We start from the raw sequence: 19,726 nt of genomic DNA on the forward strand, positions 1-19,726 counted from the left end.
AGGACACCTACATGTTAACCAACCGAAACATTCTACTGTGTGTCGGCGGTGGAATCGCTTCCTACAAATCAGCAGCACTCGCTTCAAAGCTTGTTCAAGCAGGCGCACACGTTCAAGTCGCGATGACGCGTAATGCGCAACAATTCGTCGGTAAGACGACGTTTGAAGCGCTGACGCGAAAAGCGGTCTATGATGACGTCTTCATCGAGCATGATCCGTCAAAGATCGCCCATATCGATTTAGCGGACGAAGCGGACCTGATCGTCGTCGCACCAGCGACCGCGAATTTGATTGCAAAACTCGCGCACGGGATCGCGGATGATTTCATCACGACGACGATCCTTGCAGCGACATGTCCCGTCATCGTCGCTCCAGCGATGAATGTCAACATGCTCGAACATCCGGCGACAGTCCGCAACATCGAACAACTGAAGCAGGACGGTGTCCAGGTGATTGCACCGGGAGTCGGAAATCTCGCATGTGGTTGGGTCGGGAAAGGTCGTTTACCTGAACCGGAAGATTTAGTCGCAACACTCTCAACGTTCTTTGAAGAGAAGTATCTAGCCGGACGAAAAGTCTTGATCAGTGCGGGACCGACCGTGGAACGGATTGATCCGGTTCGTTACTTGACGAATGATTCTTCAGGAAAGACAGGAATTGCGCTAGCAGAAGCGGCAAGAGACGCAGGTGCCGATGTCACGCTCGTCCATGGACCACTTCGGATCGGATTACCGACCGGGATAACGACGATTGCTGTTGAATCGGGAGAAGAGATGCTCGAGGCTATGTTACGTGATTATGAGACGCAAGACATCGTCATCATGTCTGCTGCCGTAGCTGACTATCGACCGTCTATCCAATACGATCAGAAGCAAAAGAAAATCCACGGACCACTTCGAATTGAACTCGAAGAGACGACCGATATTCTGAAGACGCTTGGTGAGCAGAAACAACATCAGTTATTAGTCGGATTTGCGGCTGAGACGACGGACGTCGAGACGTTCGCGAAACAAAAGCTCGTCCGAAAGAAAGCCGATTTCATTGTCGCGAATGATGTGTCACGATCTGATATCGGATTCGTCAGTGATGAAAATGAGGTCGTCGTTTTTGGGGAGAATGATTCCGTCACGCGATACGATCAACAATTGAAATCGACGCTCGCCAAATCGCTCATGCGCCAATTCGCGGAGGCATTGGCATGATAGCCGAAGTCATCGTTGACGTCGCAGCAGCAACGGTCGATCGTCCGTTCGATTATGCCGTGCCAGAACTTTGGCAAGAGCTGATCGTTCCCGGTATGCGCGTCGAAGTACCATTTGGTCCACGGGCGTTGCTTGGAATCGTCGTCGGAACGAAAGCTACCTCTGATCTGACGAACGTCAAATCGATCGTGCGTGTCTTAGATGAGACCCCGACCTATACACAGGAATTACTCGAGTTATCAGCGTATCTATCGGAAACGACTTTGTGTTTTCAGGCGACGGCATTGCTTGCGATGCTGCCGGCTGCCTTAAAGGTGAGTTATGATAAACTGGTCATAGTCGAGTCGGGCCCACTTCGGGCATATCATGGTAAGAAAATGAGTCAATTACCAACGGAAGTGCAGCAAATCGTCTTAACAGCGGCGAAACAAGCTGACGTGACGCTTCAACCAGTCATTCGCGAGAAGAAGACGTCTAAGATCGATAAACGGATTCGTCTTCTAGAGGAGCAAGCAACTTTTACGAAACAAGCGAGCCAACAAGCGGCACTTTACTCGTATATTCAAGAATTTCCGGATGCGCTTTGGAGTGAAGTCAAGCAGGCAACGGGCGCAACGAGCGCGACGTTGAACGCTCTCGAGAAAAAGAGCATCATTCAAGTCGAGACGATCGATGTTCGGCGAAATCCTTATGAACATCTCGTCCAAGACATCTTTGTGCCGTCCTCTTTGACGGAAAAGCAACAGGAAGCTGTCTCGGCGATTACGGCTGAAGCTGAGACCGGAACATTTTTGTTACATGGCGTAACAGGAAGCGGTAAGACGGAAGTGTACCTTGAATCGATTCATGCACAACTCGAACGCGGTAGACAAGCGATCTTGCTCGTCCCAGAGATCAGTCTGACGCCGATGATGGTCAAACGGTTTAAACGCCGTTTCGGAGAACGGGTCGCTGTCTTGCATAGCGGTCTATCGCTCGGAGAAAAGTATGATGAGTGGCGCAAAATCGCCCAAGGCGAGGTCGATGTCGTCGTCGGTGCACGGTCTGCTGTGTTTGCGCCGCTGACGAACATCGGAATCATCATTCTCGATGAAGAACATGAAACAACTTATAAGCAGGAAGAGAATCCGCGCTATCATACGCGCGATGTCGCGAAGTGGCGGGCGGCCTATCATCGCTGTCCGGTTGTGCTCGGAAGTGCAACACCGTTACTCGAGACGTATGCACGGGCACAAAAAGGGGTTTATCGTTACTTACCGCTTCGTGAACGATTTGGTGGGGAACTGCCTCCAGTTGACATCGTTGATATGCGTAAGGAACTCGAACGGGGCAATCGTACGCCGTTCAGCCTCGCGCTAGTCGAAGGCATCAAAGAACGCATCGAACGTGGGGAACAGACCGTCTTACTCCTGAACCGTCGCGGATATACGACCTTCGTCTTATGTCGGGATTGCGGGGAGACGCTACAATGTCCGCATTGTGCCGTCAATTTAACCTATCACCAACATGAAGATCGCTTGAAATGCCACTACTGTGGGTTTGAAGCCGCAATGCCGAAAACTTGTCCGTCCTGTGAATCGACGAAAATTCGTCAGTTCGGAACGGGTACGCAAAAGATTGAGGAAGAATTGGCACACTTGATTCCGGAGGCGCGAATCATCCGGATGGATCAGGATACGACGTCGCGTAAAGGTGCGCATGAGAAATTACTCGATGCCTTTGAACGCAAGGAAGGAAACATTCTGCTCGGAACACAGATGATCGCAAAAGGTCTCGACTTTCCGAACGTTACACTCGTCGGAGTGATTGCTGCCGATGCGACGCTTGGTATTCCGGATTTTCGAGCAAGTGAGCGCACGTTTCAGTTGATCACCCAAGTGTCCGGTCGTGCCGGACGGGGTCAACTCGCTGGTCAGTCAATTATCCAGACCTACAACCCGGAGCATTACGTCATTCAAACTGCCAAACAGCATGATTTCGAAACGTTTTATAAGCGAGAGATGCAATTGCGAAAGCTCGGTGGGCATCCACCATTTTGGTTCCTTGGTCTGATTACAGTTTCAGCAGCGCATCCGCTCGAAGCACAAGCAGAAGCGCAGCAAATCGCTTCCGAGCTTCGTGCCTTTGAATCTGAGGATTTAGTCGTCAATGGACCGTTTGATGCACCACTCGCTCGACTCAAAAATATGTACCGGCAACAGGTCTTAATTAAACATAAAGGACAGGAGGATGTCCGGACACATCTCCGTGATATCTTATCCCGTCGTCAAAAATCAAAAACACAAGTCGCGATTGACTTGAATCCATTTGTATTCATGTGAGGTGTCTGTATGTATAAAGTAGTAGAAGTACCAAATGATGTATTACGACAGGTGTGTGAACCTGTCACGAAGTTTGATAAAAAACTCGGTAAAATGATCGACCGGATGTTCGATACGATGTACGAATATGACGGGGTTGGTTTAGCCGCACCGCAAATCAACCAGCCGATTCGTGTAGCCGTCGTTCATACCGATGATGAGACGGGACCAATCGAGCTGATCAATCCGGAAATCATCGAAGCGGATGGTTCGCAAATCGATGATGAAGGCTGCCTTAGCATGCCAGGCATCTTCGGACCGGTTGAACGGTTCGACCGAATCGTCGTCAAGTCTCAAGATCGTCTCGGGCGGACGGTTAAAATCAAAGCAAACGGCTTTTTTGCACGTGCCATCCAGCACGAGATGGATCATTTAGACGGTGTCCTGTTCACGGATAAACTCGTCCAGAAAGAAAAACCGCGCGTCGTCTTCATGGGGACACCTGAGTTTGCGGCAGGGACACTGCGTGAAGTGATCGATGCTGGGTATGACGTCGTCGGTGTCGTCTCACAACCAGATAAACCAGTCGGAAGAAAACGGGAAGTCAAACCGACGCCTGTAAAACTCGTCGCGATGGAACAAGATATTCCTGTGTTGCAACCGAAACGAATTCGAGAGGATTATCAAGATGTTCTCGATTTAAAACCTGATCTCATCATCACCGCAGCTTACGGTCAGATCGTCCCGACCGCTATTCTCGAAGCACCACGTTTTGGGGCGATTAATGTCCACGCGTCACTCTTACCTAAATATCGTGGCGGTGCACCGATTCATCAAGCGATCATCGATGGAGAAAAAGAGACAGGTGTGACGATCATGTATATGGTCGATCGGCTAGACGCAGGTGATATGTTGTCAAAAATCATCGTTCCAATCGAAGAGAACGATACAGCCGGTTCGATGTTCGAGAAGTTAGCGGACGCAGGAGCGCGCCTGTTACTTGAAACGTTACCACGTCTGTTCGCAGGTGAATTGACACCGGAAGCACAAGTCGAGGAAGAAGCGACATTTGCGCCGAACATTTCACGTGAGCGGGAACGACTTGATTTTACGCTACCGGGTGAGACACTCTATGATCAAATTCGTGGGATGAATCCATTCCCGAGTACGTATACGATGCTTGGGAACGATCGATTAAAAGTCTTTTTCGCAACGAAAGTCTCAGGAACGGGACGACCGGGTGAAATCATCGCATTAGAAGCGGATGGTCCCGTCATCGCGACAGGTTCCGAAACAGCGTTGAAGCTGATCGACTTACAGCCGTCCGGCAAAAAACGGATGGACGGTGCTACGTTCATGCGTGGGATCGGTCAATCGCTTGAACTCGGACAACAAGTAGGTGAGAACGCATGAATGTACGTGACGCAGCAGTAACGACACTGATGAAAATTGGTCAAGGTGGTGCCTTCTCGACAATCACCGTCCACCAGATGCTTGAAAAGCGTGCTATCTCAGCAACAGATGTCGGCTTGTTCACGGAACTCGTTTACGGGACGCTCAGTCGTGAATTGACGCTTGATTATATTTTAGAACCATATTTAGCGAAACAGAAAAAACTTGATCCATTCATGCGCCCATTGTTACGAATGAGTGTCTATCAGTTGTTTTATCTCGATCGTGTACCGGATCATGCGGTCATTCATGAAGCCGTTGAAATTGCTAAAAAACGTGGGAAAGTCCATGTCTCGAAAGTCGTCAACGGAGTGCTACGGAATGTATTACGGGCGGGAATGCCTCATTTCGCTGAGATTGAGCCTGCTGCAAAACGAATCAGCATTGAAACGAGTCACCCGCAGTGGCTCGTCGAACGTTGGATCGAACTGTTTGGTTCGGAAGAAACGCTTCAGATCTGTCAATTGAATAACACACCGGCACCCGTCACGGTCCGCATCAATCGCACGAAAACGACGCGGGAGGAAGCAATCGAGCTTCTACTCGATCAAGGTGTGACGGCAAAACCATCTACGGTCGCGCCGGACGGTCTCGAAATCGAACGAGGAAGCGTCCAAAAAACGGATCTGATTGACCGTGGGTATCTTTCTCTTCAGGATGAGAGCTCAATGCTCGTCGCCCGTGCGCTTGGTGCAGAAGCATCCGATCATGTACTCGACAGCTGTGCCGCACCTGGTGGGAAAGCGATGCATATTGCTGAAGGTTTGACGACGGGTACACTACAGGCACTTGATCTTCATCCACATAAGATTAAATTGATTGAACAGCAGGCGACACGATTAGGTCTTACGACTGTTCAAGCAGAAGCGTTAGATGCCCGTAAAGCAGGGGAACGCTTCGAAAGCGAATCCTTTGACCGGATTCTTGTCGATGCACCTTGTTCAGGACTTGGTGTCATTCGGAGAAAACCGGATATCAAATGGACGAAACGCCCAGAACAACTCGAGCAACTCCCGAAAATTCAACGAGACATCTTGACATCTGTCTTACCACTCGTTAAAAAAGGTGGAATCTTCGTCTATTCGACTTGTACGATTGATCCGACCGAAAACGAGGAGCAGACAGCGTTCATTCTCGATCAGGGTTTTGACTTTGATGCATCTTTCGCGGAACGCATGCCAGAATCCGTGCGGCATCTAATCGGAGATCGAGCAGAACTCAAGTTGTTACCGACGACAGTCGGAACGGATGGCTTCTACATTGCCGCGTTTAAGAGACGAGAAGATTGATACGAACGGAGGACTGTCATGGAGTTAGCTCACCTTTCGACCACTGGGAAAGTCAGGACTAAAAATGAGGATACGGTATTACTCACCGGGAACGCTGAACGTGGTCTTGCCGTCGTTGCGGATGGTATGGGAGGTCACGCTGCTGGCGATATCGCAAGTGCGATCGTTCGCGAGGTATTTGAAGCATCCTTTTCACTCATGCCAAATCGTCCGATGGAATTGTCCGAATGGATAGAACAACGCGTAGCCGAAGCGAATGCCCGGATTCTTCAGTTTTCAAAAGAAGAACAACTTGCGATCGTCGGAACGACCATTGCCTGTGTGTGCTGGGTCGAGGATTTGCTCGTCATCGGTCATGTTGGAGACAGTAGGGTCTATGCCCTTGAGGGTACGGCGTTAAAACAATTGACGGATGATCATTCTTACGTCAACATGTTACGACAAATGGGAGAGCTTTCGGACGAGGAAGTCGAAAATCATCCACGTAAAAATGTCATCACACGATCGGTCGGCTCGAACGAAACGGTCGAAGTCGACATTCAAGTAAGAGATGCTCCAGACTATGACCTCGTCCTTGTGTGTAGCGACGGGTTGACCGATGAAGTGCCAGATGATGTCATCGAACAGATCATCTTACGGGATGATCCGCTTGATGAGATCGTCGGACGATTGGTGAAAGAAGCGAATGCTCGAGGAGGCGCGGATAATATTACGATTGCCGCCATCCGGTTCAAAGAAAGAAAGAGGGTCTGAATATGCGATACGGAGATCGATTAAATGACCGCTACCGCATAGAACGGCTAGTTGGAAGTGGCGGGATGGCGAATGTCTATCAAGCCTATGATGAGATTTTAAAGCGTCATGTTGCCATTAAGATTTTACGGACTGAATTTTCGCATGACGAACAGTTCATTCGTCGATTCGAACGTGAAGCGCATGCTGCTACCAGCTTGAATCATCCAAACATCGTTGCCGTCTATGATGTAGGCGAAGAAGATGCCATCTATTACATCGTCATGGAGTATATCGATGGTATGACATTAAAGACATTTTGTGAAAATCAAGCATTACCTGTGCCGCAGGCCGTCGATATCATTGCTCAAATTTGTGATGCGATCGATCATGCCCATGCACACCGAATCATCCATCGCGATATCAAACCGCAAAACATGTTGATTCGAGAGGATGGTACCGTCAAAGTAACGGATTTCGGAATCGCTGTGGCGATGTCGAATGCGACGCTGACGCATACTATGTCCGTCCTTGGGTCTGTCCATTACTTCTCGCCAGAACAAGCAAAAGGTAAATTTGCCGATGAGAAGTCGGATATCTATTCGCTTGGTGCTGTCTTATACGAACTTGTGACAGGACAAGTCCCGTTCGAGGGTGATTCACCGGTTGCAATCGCTTTGAAGCATCTGCAAGATACACCGCGTCGTCCATCCGTCTTGAATCCGAAAGTGCCACAAGCGCTTGAGAACTGTATCATGCAGGCGCTCGCAAAAGCACCACATGACCGCCAACAGTCCGTCGCAGCCTTTAAGGCAGATATGGTGACGGCGTTGTCTGACGAACGAGCAAGTGAAGGCATCCGAGGTGCAGAAGAGGATGAGATGGAAAAGACGATGGTCTTATCACCTGTACAAGTGCCAGAAGAATCAAAAGCGGAACCGGACACACCTGTCGTCACGACCGTTCAACCGAAACCGTCAGAAAAGAAAAAGAAAAAACGCTGGTGGGTCATCCTATTATTACTGGTATTACTCGGTGGAGCGGCTACGACGTTTGCGATGTGGCCGGATCCTACCGTTACGGTACCGTCCGTCGTCAAAACGGATGGAGATGAAGCGGAAACGAAGCTTGAGAAACTTGGATTTGTTGTCGAGACGACAGAACGAAACAGTGATACGGTCGATGAGGGAGACGTCATCAGTCAGACACCGCGTGAAAACGCACAGGTCAAGAAGGGCTCGACAGTCAACTTGGTCGTCTCTACCGGAAGTGCTCCGGTCGAAGTACCGGATGTGACAGATGACGCTGAAAAAGAGGCGATTGAGACGTTAAAAGAGGCTGGATTCGCTAAAGTCGAGGTCGAACGTGAAAAGTCGGATGAAATCGAGCGAGGTAATGTGATCCGGCAATCGATCTCGGCTGGTACGGAGGTCATCGCGAAAGAACAAACGATTACGATCACCGTCTCGGAAGGAACATCTTCCTTCGAGTTGAAGGATTTGACGAACTTATCGAGTGACGAAGCAAAAGCCTACCTGGACGAAAAAGGGCTCGATGGAACGTTCGAGCAAGAATTTTCTAGCGACGTGAAACTCGATCAAGTTATCCGTCAATTCCCACAAGCAGGGACTCAAGTCGAACCGAACGACTCCGTGACGGTCTTCATCTCAAAAGGTGAGGAAGAAAAAACGTTGACAGCGACGTTCCCTGAAAAGGTCGTCTATGACGCGGTCAGCGAGAACGAGGACGAGGAACCACCGAAACAAGTCATCCGGATTGAGACGGAAGATGCGAAAGGGAAGCGGACCGTCATCGAGGAATCAATTGACCAAGATGAGACATTCGACGTGCCGGTGACGATTGATCCGGGAGAAGAAGGCAAGATTACGATTTATAAAGACGATACGGTGTATCGTTCAAAAACCATCACGTACAATCAAGCAAAAGACGCACAGTAAATGTGATGAAAAAGGAGTGCATAGGATGACGGAACAACGCATCGAAGAGAATCGAGAAGGAACGATCATACGCCTGCAGGGTGGCTTTTATGATGTCATGACACCAGAAGGAGAGGTCCGTTCACGGGCAAGAGGGAATTTCCGAAAACGCGGCATCAGTCCAGTCGTTGGAGACGAAGTCGTTCTTCATATCGAAAGTGAGACCGGGTATATTCTCGAAGTGAAGGAGCGGGACAACTTTTTAGTACGCCCGCCTGTCGCGAATATCGATCAAGCGTTGCTTGTCGTCTCGGCTGCAGAACCTGATTTTTCAGCGCACTTGCTCGATCGTTTCCTCGTCTTGATCGAAGCGAAGGAAATCCAACCCGTCATCCTGTTAACGAAGATGGACTTGCTTGATGATGTCAAAGGTCCTGCAGTTAGAGAGGCAATTGCCGCTTACCGGAAGATTGGATATACGGTCATCGAGACATCCAGTGAGACGTTGTCGGGTGTTGAGCAAGTCCGTCCGTTACTGGCCGGGAAAACGAGTGTTCTTGCCGGACAATCCGGTGTTGGGAAAAGTTCGCTCTTGAACGCACTTGAACCAACACTCGACTTAGAGACGAGTGCGATTTCGAAATCACTCGGACGTGGGCGGCATACGACACGACACGTCACGTTGATGCCACTTGCCGAAGGCTTGATTGCTGATACACCAGGTTTCTCGAACCTTGATTTTCCGTATGATATGGAAATCGAGGATGTACGGTGGAGTTTTCCTGAATTCGTGGCTGTACAGGACGAATGTAAGTATCGAGGATGTTTGCACTTGAATGAACCCGGATGTGCTGTCAAGGAAGCCGTCGAAGCACAAGAAATCATGTCCTCTCGTTATGAGAACTATGGTATGTTTATAGACGAAATCAAGAATCGAGCCCGGAGGTATTGAAGATGATTAAAATTGCACCATCTATCTTATCAGCAGATTTTGCGAATCTTGAGCGTGATGTCAAAGCAGTCGAGGCAGCAGGCGCGGACTATATCCATTTCGATGTCATGGATGGTCAGTTCGTACCGAATATCTCGTTTGGACTGCCTGTGCTCAGCAGTTTACGTCAAAAGACGGATATGGTCCTTGATGTCCATTTAATGATTGACCAGCCAGAACGTTTCGTTGAAGATTTCGTTAAGGCAGGGGCAGATATCGTGACGTTCCACGTCGAAGCGACGAACCACGTCCACCGTGTTTTACAACAAATCAAGCTATCCGGTGCAAAAGCAGGGGTCGTCTTGAATCCTCACACGCCATTATCGACGATTGAACACGTCCTTGAGGATGTCGATATGGTCTTATTGATGACGGTCAATCCGGGCTTTGGTGGACAAGCCTTCATCGAGAATGTCATGCCAAAACTCGCATCACTTGCACAAATGAAAGCAGATCGTGATCTGACATTTGAAATCGAGATTGATGGTGGCGTCAACCCGGAAACAGCAAAACTTTGCATCGAAAACGGCGCGAACGTTCTTGTCGCGGGATCAGCAATCTACAATGCACCAGATTATGCGGAAGCGATCACTAGCATTCGTCAAGGGGCTGCCGTATAATAAGAACGAGAAAACGAAATATGATGACCGCAAGGGGTGTCGCTTGAAAAGCGGCTGAGAGGAGTCTTTTAGACTTTAACCCTTCGAACCTGTTCCGTTCAAACGGACGTAGGGATGTGGCGCACGCAGGCAGTACGGCGTTCGTCGTATTGCCTTTTTGCGTCCTCTCGTACAATGAAGGAGGAAATAGCATGAAACGGTTACAAATGATGATGGAAATTGCCATCTTCGCAAGTCTCGGGGTCGTCTTTGATTTACTGATTCCATTTAAAATGCCACAAGGCGGTTCAATCAGCTTAGCGATGTTACCGATCTTTGTCATGGCATTTCGCCACGGTGTCATCGGAGGTGTCGTCACAGGAGCGCTTGTTGGTACGATCCAACTGATGTTCGCCCCACAAGTCTTGACGATCGTCCAACCATTACTCGATTACACGATTGCATACGGTGTCGTCGGACTGAGCGGTCTGTTCGCCCGTCAGGTTAGACAAACTGCACGTAACGGACAAAAGAAACGTTTGATGGCGTTCGTTCTCCTTGCAACACTATTAGGCGCAGGACTCCGTTATATCTGTCATGTCATCAGCGGAATCGTGTTCTTCGCGAAATATGCAGAAGGTCCAGTCGTGCCATATTCATTAGTTTATAACGCGACATACATGGTACCATCTTATGTTTTATGCGGTGTCGTCGCGGGTCTCCTCTTTACAACTGCGCCACGTTTACTACGTTATTCAGCACGAGGCGTCTGAGATGCGGGCGATTCTCGTGTGCGCCGGTCCTCAAGAAGAAGTGCCTGATTTGCGGATGCTTTGTCAGTCTAGTGATTTCATCATTGGTGTCGATGGTGGTGTTCAGACTATTGAATTGTTTGGGCTGACATGCGACATGACGATCGGTGATTTTGATTCGCTTGGTTACGTACCTGAAGGAGCAATCGTTCATCCGGCTGAGAAAGATGAGACGGATCTCGAACTCGCCCTTCGTACAGTATCAGAGATGAAACGGTTTGATGATACTATCATCGTCGGAGCAACAGGTGGACGACTCGACATGACCGTTCAAAATGTGTATTTATTGAAGCAATACCCTGAAGCGCGACTCGTCACGAAACGGGAAGAGGTGCGATATTTGGCAGTAGGATCGTATGCAGTCGAAGCCGAAATCTATCATTATCTTTCTTTCATTCCACTTGTGCCGTCAATCTTGAGTTTAGCTGGAGTCAAATATCCACTTGATATGCATCCTGTTCCGGTCGGAGGTTCCTTGACCGTCAGTAATGAATGGAGTACGTCAGAAGCGACAGTAGAGCTCCATCAAGGAGAACTATTGATGATGCGAACACTTAAGGAATAGAACAAGCATATGAAAAAAGGCCGTGGATGATACCGCGGCCTCTTTTCATATGGCATTATTCTTCGAGTTGGGAAGGGGCGACTCGAATGTCACTTTGAGCCGATAGGTGTTTTCCTTTAATGAACAGATGATAGCTTCCCCACATGACGAGGAAAAATGGAACACCGATGTATAAAGCAATTCGTTGATCCGCTTGAAACGCAAGACTGAAAAGGACAACGACATTAAGTGTCAACGATATCAACGGTAATGCTGGATAGAATGGCGTCTTGAACTTTAGTTCGGATAGATCATGTCCGTTTCGGATGAACTGACGGCGGAACGCAAGTTGCGAAGCGGAAATTGAAATCCAACCGACTTGAGCACCGAGTCCAGCTAAAGACAAGAGCCAGATAAAGACGGTATCCTCTGCGAAAAAAGCTGTCAGAAGAGATAACATCGCAAACATCATCGTAAAGAGTAAAGCGCGCATCGGCACACCACGGGCATTAACATAAGATAATTTCTTTGAAATCATCCCTTCTTGTGCCATTGCCCATAACATTCGGGTCGCGGCATACAATCCCGAGTTCCCGACGGATAATAGTGCTGTCAAGACGACGATGTTCATCAAGTCAGCGGCATACGGGATGCCGATCGCATCAAAGACCATGATGAATGGACTACTGACTCCGCCAGCCGTCTCATACGGAATCAATGCACCGACGATCGTGATCGATAAGACAAAGAAAATGAACGTGCGCCAAACTGTATTCCGGATAGCTTTTGGAATCGATTTTTCAGGCGTATCGGACTCCCCAGCCGCGACACCGATCAATTCGGTCCCCTGAAAAGCAAAGTTGACAGCAATCATCGTCGTCAAGACACCGAGAATTCCGTTCGGAAACCAACCGCTTGCCGTGAAGTTTGCAAACAATGAGGATGGACGATCTGCTTCCATCGGTAACCAGCCAAACCAAGCTGCGCCACCAAGAATGATGAAGAAAAGAATGGCGAGTACCTTTAAACTTGAGAACCAGAATTCCGCTTCCCCGAACGCTTTGGCGGAGACGGCGTTTAAACCGAATAACAAGACCGTAAAGACGGTACACCAGACAACGACCGGCACATTCGGAAACCAACGGTCCATCAAACTACCGGCAGCTGTGATTTCAAGCGCGACCGTCACAGCCCAGCCGAGCCAGTAAATCCAACCGACGGCAAAGCCGACCCCTGGTCCGATAAAGCGGGTCGTATAGGTCTGAAATGACCCCGAGACCGGCAGATAGACCGCTAATTCTCCAAGACATAACATCGTCAGATACATGATGGTCCCACCCACGATGTAACTGAGGACCGCCCCGAGAGGTCCTGCTTGTGAAATCGTTAATCCTGACCCTAAAAATAAGCCTGTTCCGATAATTCCACCGAGTGAAATCATGAACAGGTGTCGACTCGTCATCTCTCGTTTGAGTTGCATGATGACTTCCCCCAATTCTGACAAAATAAAGTACGTTCCTATTGTAAGCGTTTTCAATAAAAGCGACAATTAGTTTATGAGAAAAATAAATGAGGGCATAAAAAAACCGGAAGGGAAGATTCCCATCCGGTGGTTGCGCCTTATACGCGTTCGACTTTACCTGATTTAAGAGCTCGAGCTGAAACCCAAACCTTTTTTGGCTTACCGTCGACGAGGATACGTACTTTTTGTACGTTGACTCCCCAAGTACGTTTTGTTTTGTTCAATGCGTGTGAACGGTTGTTACCCGACTTTGGCGATTTCCCAGTAACGTAGCATTTACGTGCCATGCGTTCCGCCTCCTTTTATGTTGTTTTGCGTTCGTCCTAATAGACACTTTGCTATCTTAGCATGGTGTCAAGGCGGTTGCAACATAAAAAAAGTAGCTGACAAGAAAAAAACTTGACAGACAACCTCGAAATTTAAAATAATGGATGAGGATGATGGTAAAAGTTCATTTGACCGCTACTATTTTTCACTTATTCATTGTATAGTCAGTACGGCGACTTTTCAATAGTAGGTCCTTATAGTAGAATTATGAGAAGAATACAATATTCAAAGGGGGCTACTCAGGTGGCGATCGAGATGAAAACGACCTATGGAAAGATTGATGTAGATAATGATGTCGTCGCGCAACTTGCGGGCGGCGCAGCAATGGAATGTTTTGGTGTCGTTGGTATGGCATCTCAGTCTCAAATCAAGGATGGTCTTGCTGAACTCTTAAAACGTGAGAACTTTGCACGCGGTGTCATCGTTCGACAGTCTTCAGAGCAAGTTCATATCGATATGCATATTATCGTAAGTTATGGGACGAAAATCTCAGAGGTGGCGAACAACGTACAGAGTCGCGTGAAATACACGCTCAGTCAGGCACTAGGTCTTGACGTGACATCTGTGAACATCTTTGTCCAAGGAGTCCGCTTGACGAATGTCTAAGGCGGAAATAGAGGAGGAAACTTTAGTGAGTGTAGATCGTTTAACAGGAGCGCAGTTAGTCAAGATGATTCAAAATGGCGCGGCGAATCTTTATCAAAACGCAGATTTCGTCGATTCATTGAACGTCTTCCCTGTGCCAGATGGTGATACGGGAACGAACATGAATTTGACGATGACTTCAGGAGCAAAAGAAGCAGGTAAATCCACTTCGGATTCTGTATCGGAAGTCGCGAACGTCTTCGCACGTGGATTATTAATGGGGGCGCGCGGAAACTCTGGCGTCATCTTAAGTCAATTGTTCCGTGGATTCTCGAAATCAATCGAAGGCAAAACAACGATTGATACGAAGGAATTCGCAGATGCATTACAAAAAGGTGTTGATACAGCATACAAAGCAGTCATGAAACCGGTCGAAGGGACAATCTTGACAGTTGCCCGTGAAACAGCTGTCGCTGCTATCGCACAATCTGAGACGACGACGGATTTCTTAGAGTTGATGCGTCAACTCGTCGAAGCTTCGAAAGTATCGCTCGACGGTACACCAGAACTTCTTCCTGTATTAAAAGAAGTCGGCGTCGTTGACTCTGGTGGTCAAGGTCTCGTCTGTATCTATGAAGGATTCCTCGCGACACTCGAAGGAAAAGAACTTGATAAGCCACATGCGCCAGTCATGGAAACACTCGTCGAAGCAGAGCATCATAAATCGGCTCAAAGCTTCATGTCGACAGAAGAGATCCATTACGGTTACTGTACGGAAATCATGGTTCGCTTCCAAGATGACAAGTTAGCAAATGCACCGTTCAGTGAAGAAGCATTCCGGAACGAATTATCGGAATTCGGTGATTCGTTGCTCGTCGTCGCGGACGAAGAGCTCCTTAAAGTTCACGTCCACGTTGAAACGCCAGGAGAAGTCATCACAAAAGGACAACGTTTCGGTGAGCTCGTTGCTGTTAAGATTGAAAATATGCGTCAACAACACTCGACGATCCTCGAAGAAGAGGGCGCGAACCAAGTCACTCCAGTCGTTGCACCGAAGGCAAAAGCAAAAGCGGCCCTTGTCACAGTCGCAATGGGTGAAGGAATCAGCGAACTCTTTAAATCACTCGGTGTCAGTGTCGTCATCGAAGGCGGACAAACGATGAACCCGTCAACGGAAGACATCGTCAAGGCGATCGAGGATGCACACGCTGAACACGTTTATGTCTATCCGAACAACTCGAACATCATCATGGCCGCTGAACAAGCAGCATCTGTTGCGAATTGTGGCGTAACCGTCGTGAAATCAAAGACAGTTCCACAAGGTTTGGCGGCGACGATCGTCTATAATCCGGAAGCGACTGTCGAAGAGAACGAAGCGCACATGGCAGATGCGATTGCAGCCGTTAAGTCGGGACAAGTCACATATGCCGTACGTGATACGAACATCGATGGTGTAGAAATCAAGAAGGACGACCATATGGCGATTGCTGAAAAACAAATCGTCGCTACGGACGCTTCAAGTCTTGGTGCAGTCAAGAAACTCGTCGATACACTCGTCACGGAGGACGACGAAATCATCACGGTTCTTTACGGTGAAGGCGTGGCTTCGGAAGAGGTTGACGCACTCGTCGCGTACATCGAATCGGTCAATCCGGATGCTGAAGTGGAAGTCCACGACGGCAAACAACCACTCTATTCGTACATTTTAAGCGTCGAATAAAACCATCATACTGAAAAAGGGCGACTAGCCTTTTCACGAATCCCACCATCTGCGATAATAGAGGTGGGATTTCGTTTGTTTCATAGAAAGGGGAAAAGAAATGAAATATCGTAGCGTCTTTGACATCATCGGACCAGTCATGGTTGGTCCATCGAGCTCGCATACAGCAGGGGCTGCACGGATTGGATTGATGGCGGGTAAATTATTCGGGGAAACGCCTACTGTCATCCACATCACGTTTTACGGTTCATTCGCGGATACGTATCGTGGACATGGAACGGATGTCGCCATCATCGGCGGTGTTCTCGGATACGATACGTTTGACGACCGGATTCCACAATCGATCGATATCGCGAAGTCGAAAGGGATTGAGATTCATTTCGAGACGAGTGAAGCGTTGACGGATCATCCGAATACGGCTCGTGTCCATTTGACGAATGGAGTAGAAGAGTTTGAATTGGTTGGTATTTCAATTGGTGGGGGAACGATTGAAATCACAGAATTAAATGGTGTACCGCTTCGTTTGTCCGGTGGGGGACCGGCACTCGTCGTCTTGCACCATGACCGCTTTGGTGCGATTGCAGCCGTGACGAGCATTTTGGCTGATTACGAAATCAATATCGGGCATATGGAAGTGTCACGGCATGAAAAAGGAAAACAAGCACTTATGGCAATTGAGATTGATGACCGGATTACGGCAGAAGTGTTGGAAGAAATCGATCGGTTACCTCAAGTCGAGCGTGCCGTCATGATGGGAGAGTGAAGACATGTTTAAATCCGTGAAAGAACTCGTCGCCATCGCGACGGAACGCAATATTCCGATTTCGGAAGTCATGATCGAACAAGAGATGACGGTTCGTCATTTGGAGCGAGATGAAGTCTATGCGATGATGGAACGAAACCTACAAGTGATGGAAGAGGCGGTCGCTCGTTCACTTGATGGTGATGGTGTCCAATCGGTGACAGGACTGACCGGTGGGGATGCTGTCTTGCTTCAACGGTACCGTGCTTCGGGTAAAGGATTATCCGGTGATTTATTACTGGACGCCGTTAGTAAGGCAATCGGAACGAATGAAGTCAATGCTGCGATGGGAAAAATTTGTGCGACACCAACGGCTGGGAGTGCGGGTGTCGTGCCTGGTACACTATTTGCGGTCAAAGATCGATTAAACCCGACGCGTGAGCAGATGTTACGCTTCTTGTTCACATCTGGTGCATTCGGCTTTGTCGTCGCGAACAATGCGTCGATTTCCGGAGCGGCAGGTGGATGTCAAGCAGAAGTCGGTTCAGCGACAGCGATGGCAGCTGCTGCCATCGTTGAGATGGCAGGTGGGACACCGGATCAGTCAGCGCATGCTTTTGCGATCGCGCTGAAGAACATGCTTGGACTCGTCTGTGATCCTGTTGCAGGACTCGTCGAAGTGCCATGCGTGAAACGCAATGCGATGGGCGGGGCGAATGCTGTTGTCGCTGCCGACATGGCACTCGCTGGAATCACGTCACGGATTCCGTGTGATGAAGTCATCTCAGCCATGCATGAGATTGGTCAGATGATGCCGTCTGCGCTTCGCGAGACAGCAAAAGGTGGACTCGCGAATACACCGACAGGACGCTGGCTCGAAGCAAAAATCTTCGGAGAGTTATCGAATGAATCCATCACGTGACGTCAAGACATTAAAAGGTGTCGGACGGGATTTAGCGAAAAAACTAGAAGAGATGAATATTCTCACCGTTGCGGACGTGCTCGAGCACGTCCCGTTTCGTTATGACGACTTCGTGACGGGAAGTCTAACGGAAGCAATCCATGAGGATAAAGTCAAGTTCACGGGTCAAGTCCAGTCTGAACCACTTGTGCGCTATTACGGCAAAGGAAAGAATCGTTTGACGTTCCGTCTGCTCGTTGAAGAACGGTATAGTGTGACCGTAACGATGTTCAACCGGGCATTCTACAAAGACCAATTGCAACTCGGGGCAGAAGTGACGGTCAGTGGCAAGTGGGATTTACACCGGATGACGATCTCTGCGACGGAATTGCAATTCGGGGCAATCGAAGGCGAATTGACACCCGTTTACTCGCTCCGAGGTGACATGCGGATGAAGACGTTTCGACGCGTCGTCGACTTGGCGTTCAAGGAGACTGAGACATTAGCTGAACGAATCCCGGATAGCATCCGGAAGACGTATCGGTTGCAAGACCGGATGACGATGTTGAAGTCGCTTCATTTCCCAACGAATCGACAAGAGTTAACGGCTGCTCGTCGCAGTTATGTCTACGAGGAGTGCCTCTATTTCCAGCTGAAATTACAGGCGTTACGTCTTGGACGACGGAAAGGTCGAGGGATTGCTCTTCCCCTTCATGAAACGGATATTGCCAATTTCATCAAGAGCCTGCCGTTTCCGCTGACAGGTGCACAGCAACGTGTGACAAAAGAGATTCTAGACGACATCGGTCGCGGCGAACGAATGAATCGGTTGCTGCAAGGGGATGTCGGAAGCGGGAAGACCGTCATCGCTGCCATCGCCTTGTTCGCGACGGTTCGTGCCGGAAAACAAGGCGCCTTGATGGTGCCGACCGAAATTTTAGCGGAACAGCATGCAGCGTCGCTCGCCCCATTGCTTGAACCACTTGGGATCCGAGTCGGTCTACTGACGAGTTCCGTTAAAGGGAAAGCGCGTGCACACTTGCTCGAAGCCCTCGCAACAGGAGAGATCGACGTCTTGGTCGGAACACATGCGCTGATTCAAGACACTGTCCAGTTCAAGGCATTGCACCTCGTCATCACCGATGAACAACATCGCTTCGGTGTCGAACAACGGAAGCGTTTGCGCGCGAAAGCTGAACAGGCAGATGTATTATATATGACAGCGACACCGATTCCGCGTACGCTTGCGATATCGGTCTTTGGAGATATGGATGTTTCGATCATCGATGAGATGCCGGCGGGACGAAAGGAAATCGAGACCTACTGGGCGAAACCGCAACAGATGGAACGTGTTTTCGGGTTCGTCGAGAAAGAATTGTCGCAAGGTCGACAAGCCTACGTCATCACGCCATTGATCGAGGAATCCGAATCACTCGAAGTTCAAAATGCGATCGAATTACATGCGACATTGACCGAGCGGTTCAAGCCCTATCATGTCGGTTTGATGCATGGGCGCTTGACTTCTTCAGAAAAAGACGAGGTCATGCAGGCTTTTAAGGAGAATACTGTTCAAATCCTTGTTTCAACGACGGTCGTCGAGGTCGGCGTGAACGTTCCGAACGCGTCGATCATTGTCATTCATGATGCAGAACGCTTTGGTCTTGCGCAGTTACACCAATTAAGAGGGCGCGTCGGTCGAGGCGATGCCCAGTCTTACTGTATTCTAATCGCCGATCCCTCTTCCGATACGGGAAAAGAACGGATCAAGACAATGACGGAGACGAACGATGGCTTCAAGCTAGCGGAAAAGGATTTAAAACTGCGCGGAGCCGGAAATTTCTTCGGTACCGAACAAAGTGGATTACCGAGATTCGTCTTGACCGATCCGGCACTTGATATTCAAGTCATGGAAACGGCGCGGCAAGATGCAGTCCGATTACTGCGATCGGACGCCTTTTGGCAAGCGCCGGAATACGATGTCTTACGTGAATATATCGAACGGCAAGGGCTTCTTGAAGGAGAAAGAATCGAATAATACTTGAAAGTGAACAACAAGGGATATATACTACTG

At 49.0% G+C, this 19,726-nt stretch carries 17 protein-coding genes, 1 pseudogene and 1 riboswitch; of the genes and pseudogenes, 16 read left to right on the plus strand and 2 right to left on the minus strand.

Annotated features, from left to right (window positions below; genetic code table 11):
• The first annotated feature begins 11 nt into the window (after positions 1 to 11).
• The 11 genes and pseudogenes from coaBC (at position 12) to Q9R23_RS03240 (ending at position 11,879) form a co-directional block, all read left to right on the plus strand.
• Positions 12 to 1,202: a bifunctional phosphopantothenoylcysteine decarboxylase/phosphopantothenate--cysteine ligase CoaBC gene (coaBC, locus tag Q9R23_RS03190; protein WP_214854579.1), complete on the plus strand. Its 1,191-nt coding sequence runs from the start codon at positions 12 to 14 to the stop codon at positions 1,200 to 1,202.
• The gene (gene priA, locus Q9R23_RS03195; protein WP_035406880.1) at positions 1,199 to 3,523 is read left to right on the plus strand and encodes a primosomal protein N'; all 2,325 of its coding nucleotides are present in this window, start codon (positions 1,199 to 1,201) and stop codon (positions 3,521 to 3,523) included. The genes coaBC and priA overlap by 4 nt, the downstream gene beginning before the upstream one ends.
• A gap of 9 nt (positions 3,524 to 3,532) precedes the next feature.
• Positions 3,533 to 3,970 (plus strand): annotated as a pseudogene (def, locus tag Q9R23_RS03200) (peptide deformylase); the annotation flags it as partial.
• A 24-nt stretch (positions 3,971 to 3,994) separates the two neighbouring features.
• Positions 3,995 to 4,915, plus strand: a complete 921-nt coding sequence (gene fmt, locus Q9R23_RS03205) for a methionyl-tRNA formyltransferase (protein ID WP_311246550.1) — start codon at positions 3,995 to 3,997, stop codon at positions 4,913 to 4,915.
• Positions 4,912 to 6,243, plus strand: a complete 1,332-nt coding sequence (gene rsmB, locus Q9R23_RS03210; RefSeq protein ID WP_290759313.1) for a 16S rRNA (cytosine(967)-C(5))-methyltransferase RsmB — start codon at positions 4,912 to 4,914, stop codon at positions 6,241 to 6,243. Before fmt ends, rsmB begins: the two co-directional genes overlap by 4 nt.
• An 18-nt stretch (positions 6,244 to 6,261) precedes the next feature.
• On the plus strand, positions 6,262 to 6,996 hold the full coding sequence (locus Q9R23_RS03215; RefSeq protein ID WP_290759310.1) for a Stp1/IreP family PP2C-type Ser/Thr phosphatase: 735 nt from the start codon (positions 6,262 to 6,264) through the stop codon (positions 6,994 to 6,996).
• A 2-nt stretch (positions 6,997 to 6,998) separates the two neighbouring features.
• Positions 6,999 to 8,933: a Stk1 family PASTA domain-containing Ser/Thr kinase gene (gene pknB, locus Q9R23_RS03220; protein WP_214854573.1), complete on the plus strand. Its 1,935-nt coding sequence runs from the start codon at positions 6,999 to 7,001 to the stop codon at positions 8,931 to 8,933.
• A 25-nt stretch (positions 8,934 to 8,958) separates the two neighbouring features.
• Positions 8,959 to 9,864 carry a ribosome small subunit-dependent GTPase A gene (gene rsgA / locus Q9R23_RS03225; protein WP_214854570.1) on the plus strand — a complete coding sequence of 302 codons (906 nt, stop codon included), beginning with the start codon at positions 8,959 to 8,961 and terminating at the stop codon, positions 9,862 to 9,864.
• A gap of 2 nt (positions 9,865 to 9,866) precedes the next feature.
• Positions 9,867 to 10,523, plus strand: coding sequence for a ribulose-phosphate 3-epimerase (gene rpe, locus Q9R23_RS03230; protein ID WP_214854567.1), 657 nt, complete (start codon positions 9,867 to 9,869; stop codon positions 10,521 to 10,523).
• Between the two features lie 22 nt (positions 10,524 to 10,545).
• A riboswitch (TPP riboswitch) is annotated at positions 10,546 to 10,655 on the plus strand.
• A 59-nt stretch (positions 10,656 to 10,714) separates the two neighbouring features.
• Entirely contained in the window at positions 10,715 to 11,275 is a 561-nt protein-coding gene (gene thiT, locus Q9R23_RS03235) for an energy-coupled thiamine transporter ThiT (protein ID WP_214854564.1), read from the plus strand.
• Position 11,276: 1 nt separating this feature from the next.
• Positions 11,277 to 11,879: a thiamine diphosphokinase gene (locus tag Q9R23_RS03240; protein WP_290782818.1), complete on the plus strand. Its 603-nt coding sequence runs from the start codon at positions 11,277 to 11,279 to the stop codon at positions 11,877 to 11,879.
• 55 nt (positions 11,880 to 11,934) lie between these two features.
• Here the strand turns inward: Q9R23_RS03240 and Q9R23_RS03245 are convergent, their stop codons facing one another.
• Both Q9R23_RS03245 and rpmB read right to left on the minus strand, forming a co-directional pair.
• Positions 11,935 to 13,338 carry an amino acid permease gene (locus Q9R23_RS03245; protein ID WP_311246396.1) on the minus strand — a complete coding sequence of 468 codons (1,404 nt, stop codon included), beginning with the start codon at positions 13,336 to 13,338 and terminating at the stop codon, positions 11,935 to 11,937.
• 140 nt (positions 13,339 to 13,478) lie between these two features.
• Positions 13,479 to 13,667 carry a 50S ribosomal protein L28 gene (gene rpmB, locus Q9R23_RS03250; protein ID WP_023468758.1) on the minus strand — a complete coding sequence of 63 codons (189 nt, stop codon included), beginning with the start codon at positions 13,665 to 13,667 and terminating at the stop codon, positions 13,479 to 13,481.
• A gap of 283 nt (positions 13,668 to 13,950) precedes the next feature.
• Between rpmB and Q9R23_RS03255 the strand changes: the two genes are divergently transcribed.
• The 5 genes from Q9R23_RS03255 to recG all read left to right on the plus strand — a co-directional run bounded on the left by Q9R23_RS03255 (position 13,951) and on the right by recG (position 19,690).
• A complete protein-coding gene (locus Q9R23_RS03255) occupies positions 13,951 to 14,313 on the plus strand; it encodes an Asp23/Gls24 family envelope stress response protein (RefSeq protein WP_311246397.1) in 363 nt (120 codons plus the stop codon).
• A 25-nt stretch (positions 14,314 to 14,338) separates the two neighbouring features.
• On the plus strand, positions 14,339 to 16,012 hold the full coding sequence (locus Q9R23_RS03260; RefSeq protein WP_396136349.1) for a DAK2 domain-containing protein: 1,674 nt from the start codon (positions 14,339 to 14,341) through the stop codon (positions 16,010 to 16,012).
• A 100-nt stretch (positions 16,013 to 16,112) separates the two neighbouring features.
• On the plus strand, positions 16,113 to 16,775 hold the full coding sequence (gene sdaAB / locus Q9R23_RS03265; protein WP_023468755.1) for an L-serine ammonia-lyase, iron-sulfur-dependent subunit beta: 663 nt from the start codon (positions 16,113 to 16,115) through the stop codon (positions 16,773 to 16,775).
• 4 nt (positions 16,776 to 16,779) lie between these two features.
• The gene (gene sdaAA / locus Q9R23_RS03270) at positions 16,780 to 17,676 is read left to right on the plus strand and encodes an L-serine ammonia-lyase, iron-sulfur-dependent, subunit alpha (RefSeq protein WP_023468754.1); all 897 of its coding nucleotides are present in this window, start codon (positions 16,780 to 16,782) and stop codon (positions 17,674 to 17,676) included.
• The gene (gene recG, locus Q9R23_RS03275) at positions 17,660 to 19,690 is read left to right on the plus strand and encodes an ATP-dependent DNA helicase RecG (protein ID WP_214854556.1); all 2,031 of its coding nucleotides are present in this window, start codon (positions 17,660 to 17,662) and stop codon (positions 19,688 to 19,690) included. The genes sdaAA and recG overlap by 17 nt, the downstream gene beginning before the upstream one ends.
• Positions 19,691 to 19,726: the final 36 nt, after the last annotated feature.

Origin of the sequence: Exiguobacterium sp. BRG2 (assembly GCF_031844245.1) — a bacterium.
Classification (GTDB): Bacteria; Bacillota; Bacilli; order Exiguobacteriales; family Exiguobacteriaceae; genus Exiguobacterium_A.